Raw genomic sequence first — 5,116 nt, 5'->3', positions numbered from 1 at the left:
TCCCCGGGGTGGGCCCGGGGAAGGCCGCCAGTCGCCGCGGCCGGTGGGCAGCAGGTCGAACACGTTCCACGCCGGTGAGAGCAGGTCAGTGCCGTCGGTCGTCATCGCGTCTGCGCTGCTCGCGCTCGGCTGCGTCCTTCAGTGCCTCGAGCCGGCCGTCCCAGAACTCCTCGAGGAACGCGCGCAGATCGCGGAAGCCCTCGGGGCGGGCCCGGTAGAGCCGGCGGGTCCCGTCGCGGCGCTCGACCACGAGCCCCGCGTCCCGCAGTACCCGCAGGTGCTGGGACACGGTCGGCCGGGACACATCGGTGAAGCGTGCGGCGATCGCGCCGGCCGGCATCTCGGTCTCGCGCACGAGGCGCAGGATCTCCCGGCGCCGGGGCTCGGCGACGGCGTCCAGAACGGCTTGCACCGCCACAAGCGTAGGCTGCTACTTACGTAGGTGACTACCGACGAACGGGTGGCGGCAGGACGGGGAGGGTGCGCAGGTCGTCGGCCCACGAGACCTCGCCCGGGAAGTTCTCGCGGACGAGGCGCTCGGCCTCGGTGCGTTCCCCCTCCAGCAGCGGCATGACGTGGGTCAGCAGCAGCGCGCGGCACCCCGCGTCCGCGGCCACCCGCCCGACCTCGGAGGGCTTGGCGTGCAGGTGCCCGTGCGGCACGTCCCGCTCGGGCAGGGCCATGTCGTGGATCAGCAGGTCGACGCCCCGGGCGAGCTCCGCCAGCGGCGGATGGTGGCGCTGGACATCGCCGCTGATCACGACCGAGGCACCGGCGGCGTCGATGCGGTACGCGACGGCGGGCATCATGCCGTGCGGGACGCCGACGGAGCTGACACGCAGGTCGCCGAGGTCGAGGACGGCGCGCGGTGCGGCTGCGGGGTCGCTGGAGGTGTCGCGGGCGTCGATGCCGAACCCGTCGAAGCTGTGCAGGTACCGCCAGGCGCCGTCGGTGCCGAACAGCAGTTCACAGAACCGGGTGGTGCCGGGCTGGTGCCCGTCGCCGCCGGCGTCGGACGGTCCGACGACGGTCAGCGGACGGTTCCGTTCGGCCAGGTAACCGGCGAACACGACGGCGGGCAGGTCACCGCTGTGGTCGGCATGCAGATGGGTGAGCAGGACGGCGTCGAGCCCGGCCGGGTCGGCCCCGGTGCGGCCCAGCCGTTCGAACACACCGCCGCCGGCGTCGATGAGCAGCCGGGCGCGGCCGTCGAGCCACACCAGCTGCCCCGAGGAGGCACGCCACGGGTTGACGAACGGGCCGCCGCTGCCCAGGACGGTCAGCGCCAGACCCGGGCCGGGTGCCAGGTTCATACCCGCGCAAGGTACCCCTGTCGCGTGCAGCCGGCCCCTCCTGCAGGGCCGGGCCTCCCACCACCGGGGAGCGATCATCGTCCCGCCCGGATACGCCGACCCCGCCCAGTTCCAGGCCGGAACCCGTACGGCGCGGGTCACGACTCCGGCAACCGCACGGTGGGACCGGCCGCGAGGGACCTTCGGCCCCCGGGCCCAGGCCTTCCGGCGGTGGCGCCCACCGATTCCTGCGCGAGAGATCGTTCACGGGTAACGGATCGCTGTGGCTGCAGCGAGTACGTGGTAACAGCACCTCAGGACACCGACCCGTCCAGGACCCCGTTCCCGCAGCACCGGAGCCGGAACGGGGCAGTCGACCGCCGGGAGGCGCAGTGGTCGAGCTCGGTATCGATCTCGGCACCGCGAACACCGTGGTGTGTGACACCGCTCAGGGCATCGTGCTCGACGAACCGTCGGTGATGCTGCTGCGATCGGGACGTGCCCGCCGCGGGACGGTCGTGGCGGTGGGCCGGGACGCCTGCGATCTCGTGGGCCGGACGCCGGCAGGCATCACAGCGGTCCGGCCGCTGCACGACGGCGTCGTCACCGACCTGGAGGTGGCCCGGATGTACCTGCGTGCCGTGCTGCGCCGGATCACCCGGGGCTCGTGGCAGCGCAACCACGTCCGCGCGGTCATCGGTGTGCCGGTGGGGGCGACCGCGCTGGAGCGCCGCGCGCTGCTCGAAGCGGCCGACGAGGCCGGGATCAGCCGGGCGACCTCGCTCGACGAGCCCATCGCGGGTGCGGTCGGGTGCGGCATCGACCCCCTGGAGCGGCGCGTGCACATGGTCGTCGACGTCGGTGGCGGCACCGCGGAGGTGACCGCCTTCTGCTACGGCGGCGTCCTCGCGCACCGCTCCTGCCGGGTCGCGGGCGACGAGATGACCTTGGGGGTCTACAACTACCTGCGCGAACAGCACCAGCTCCTCGTCGGTGAGCTCGCCGCCGAGGAAGCCAAGATCCGGGCCTCGCTGGAGGAGGAGCCGTCCCTGGTCGTGCAGGGCCGCGACGCGGCGACCGGCCGGCCGCGGCTGGCGACCATCCCCCTCGCCGAGGTGGCGGAGATCCTGCGCCCCATCAGCGCGACGATCATCAAGACGCTGGCGGCATGCCTGGACGACCTGCCGCCGCAGGCCGTCGGCGACGTGCTCGCCGACGGGGTGCTCGTCTTCGGGGGCGGCTCGCTGGCCCGCGGTTTCGATCAGAGCCTGGAACGCGCGTTCGGCTTCCCGGTCAAGGCGGCCGAGCAGCCGCTGATCTGCGTCGCGGAGGGGGCGGCCCGCAGCCTGCACAACCCCGCGCTGCTGGAGGCGTACGGGCGGACCTGACCGGTCCATCGGCCGGGCCCGCCGGACACGCCGCGGTGCTGCGCGGGGCCGCCGCATCACTGCGGCGGCTGCACCGGGGCGGTCGCGGCGACACCGGCCTGGTGGGTGACGTAGTACTGCATCGCCCTGCTGACGACCGCACTGGCGTTGTTCCCACCCACACCGGGCCCCTGCACGAGGGCCGTCATGACGACGTTCGGATTGTCCATCGGGGCGACCGCGGTGATCCAGTTGTCGTAGCTGCCCTGGGGGAGGGACCCGTCCTCCGCCGTCCCCGTCTTGGCCCCGACCGGCGCGGGCACGGCCGTGAGCGGGCTGGCCGTCCCTCCGGTCACCGCGCTGCGCATGCCGTCGCGGACCGGGCCCAGCGCGGCGGCGAAGGGCACCGGGGTCGGTGCGGGCGCGGGCAGCCCGACGTAGGCCCTGTCCCCGGTCCCGGTCGCCAGGCCGAGCCGCGGGGTGACCACGTTCCCGGTGGCGACGGCCCCGCCCCACAGGGCGTTCTGCAGCGGTGTGACGCTGAGATAGCCCTGGCCGATCCCGAGGATCACCGTCGATCCGCCGTACCAGGTCGCGCCGATCTGACCGACGGTGTCCGGCGTTCCCAGATAGCCGGCGGCCTCACCGGGCAGGTCGATGCCGGTCGGCCGGCCCACTCCGAGCGCCCGCGCCGCGTTGATGATCGGATACGGGCCGAGGACGGTCGCCAGCTTGTAGAAGTAGACGTCGTTGGACCAGGCGAGGGCCTGGACCATGTTCATCGGTCCCATCGGCTCCCAGTTGTTGAAGGTGTGGTCGCCGAAGGTGAAACTCGCTCCGGTGGGGATGATCTGGTCGGGTGGGATCGCCTGGAGCACCGCGTTCGCCGAGGCGACGACGAGCTTGAACGTCGATCCCGGCGGCGCCACCGCCTGGCTGACGTGATCGCTCGTCGGGCTGCCCGGCGCGGTGGCGAGGGCACCGAGCGCAGCCTGGTCGACGGGCGGGCCGTAGAGGTTGTTGTCGTAGGAAGGAAGGCTCGCGATCGCGAGCACCTGGCCGTTGCGCGGGTCCAGGGCCACGGCGGCGCCGATCGCGCGTGGGTTCGACTGTGCCGCCAGGGCGTCGGCGAGACCCGTGCTGAGCTCCCGCTGCAGCCCCAGGTCCAGCGACAGCCGCAGGTTCGCGCCCGGGACGGACTCCTGCCGTGGGCCCATCGCCACCGGCACCCCGGCGGGGTTGACGTAGACGCACTGCTGCCCGTTGATGCCGCGCAGCACCGAGTCGTACTGCTGTTCCAGGCCTGCCCGGCCGACGATCTCCCCGGGCGGCAGATCCGGCCAGCGCTGCAGCTCCGCGGGGGTCGTCACGCCGGTGAACCCGAGTTGCGGGGCGAGCAGCGGCCCGGTCGGGTAGATGCGCCGCGGCTGCGGGACGACCACCACCCCGTTGATCCTCGCGGCGGTGACGCCGGCCCCGGTGGCCGTGGGCACATCGGCCACCTGCACCGCCAGCGTGGTGTCGGGGGCCCCGGCCAGGACGGCCTGCACCGCGGCGGGCGGCTGCCCGGTCAACGCGGCCAGGCGCGCGATGTCGTGCGGGTTCCTGCGCAGCAGCGCCGGGACCGCGACGATCTTGTCGGTCCCGGCGGGTGTCCCGGCGGCGTTGGTGGCCACCGGGACGCCGTGCCGGTCGGTGATCAGCCCCCGCGGGGCGGGGAGCCGGATGCAGCGCATGATCTGGTTCTGCCCGGCGGCGGCCAGCGCCTCGCCCTGGACGAGCTGCAGCCGCCAGCCGTAGAGCCCGAACGCCACCAGCACCGCGGTGAGACCGACCGCGGCGACCCGGATGAGCCGGGGCCTGCGGGTGCGCCAGCGTGGGACCGCCCACAGCCGCCGGCGGGCCCCGTCGCGGCGGACCCCGATGACCACCCCGATCGCGGCGAGGTGCACGACGAGCGCGGTTCCCCCGTAGCTGAGCAGCGGGAACGGGACGCCGGCGAGCGGCAGCAGCCCCAGGTTGCCGCCCAGCGACACCATGGTCTCGACGCCGAGCAGGATCGCCAGGCCACCGCCGACCAGGGCGCCGTGCGGGGTCCGGGGTGCCCGGCTGGCCAGCGCGACCCGCCAGACCAGGATGATCGCCGACACCACCACCGCGGCGCCCGCGAGCAGTCCCCACTGCTCGACCAGGCTGGCCAGCGCGAGGTCGGTCTCCCGCTCGGGCAGATACTGGGCGAGCAGGCCCCGCATCGGGTCGCCGGCGCGGCCGAACAGGGCACCCGTGCCGAGCGCGATGCGGGCCTGCTGCACCGCCCAACCGGATCCCGAGGGTGTCTGGTGGGAACCGGCGATGAAGCCGCCGAGCCGCTCGATCTGATAGGGCCGCAACAGGCCGATGACCAGCGGTGCGAGCACCGCCGCGGCGGCGAACAGCGGCAGCAGGAAGCGGCTGGGC

General features: G+C 74.0%; 4 protein-coding genes. 1 reads left to right on the top strand and 3 read right to left on the bottom strand.

Annotated elements, in window-relative coordinates:
- Positions 1-85 precede the first annotated feature (85 nt).
- The gene (locus tag HF526_RS34130) at positions 86-412 is read right to left on the bottom strand and encodes a metalloregulator ArsR/SmtB family transcription factor (RefSeq protein WP_169385784.1); all 327 of its coding nucleotides are present in this window, start codon (positions 410-412) and stop codon (positions 86-88) included.
- A gap of 34 nt (positions 413-446) precedes the next feature.
- On the bottom strand, positions 447-1,313 hold the full coding sequence (locus HF526_RS34125; RefSeq protein WP_169385783.1) for an MBL fold metallo-hydrolase: 867 nt from the start codon (positions 1,311-1,313) through the stop codon (positions 447-449).
- Positions 1,314-1,684: 371 nt separating this feature from the next.
- On the opposite strand from HF526_RS34125, the gene HF526_RS34120 reads away from it, so the two are divergent.
- A complete protein-coding gene (locus HF526_RS34120) occupies positions 1,685-2,680 on the top strand; it encodes a rod shape-determining protein (RefSeq protein ID WP_169385782.1) in 996 nt (331 codons plus the stop codon).
- A gap of 56 nt (positions 2,681-2,736) precedes the next feature.
- Here HF526_RS34120 and HF526_RS34115 read toward each other — a convergent pair.
- Positions 2,737-5,116: penicillin-binding transpeptidase domain-containing protein (locus HF526_RS34115; RefSeq protein WP_169385781.1), on the bottom strand; the 2,380-nt coding region annotated here is incomplete at its 5' end.

This window comes from Pseudonocardia acidicola (assembly GCF_012911935.1).
Lineage (GTDB): Bacteria > Actinomycetota > Actinomycetes > Mycobacteriales > Pseudonocardiaceae > Pseudonocardia > Pseudonocardia acidicola.
Note: the sequence above shows the minus strand (reverse complement) of the source record. Positions and strands in the feature narration are given on the sequence as shown.

Bases quoted from the DNA above. Each gene is read 5' to 3' on its own strand.
- HF526_RS34125 (WP_169385783.1), bottom strand. From the start codon at position 1,313: ATGAACCTGGCACCCGGCCCGGGTCTGGCGCTGACCGTCCTGGGCAGC.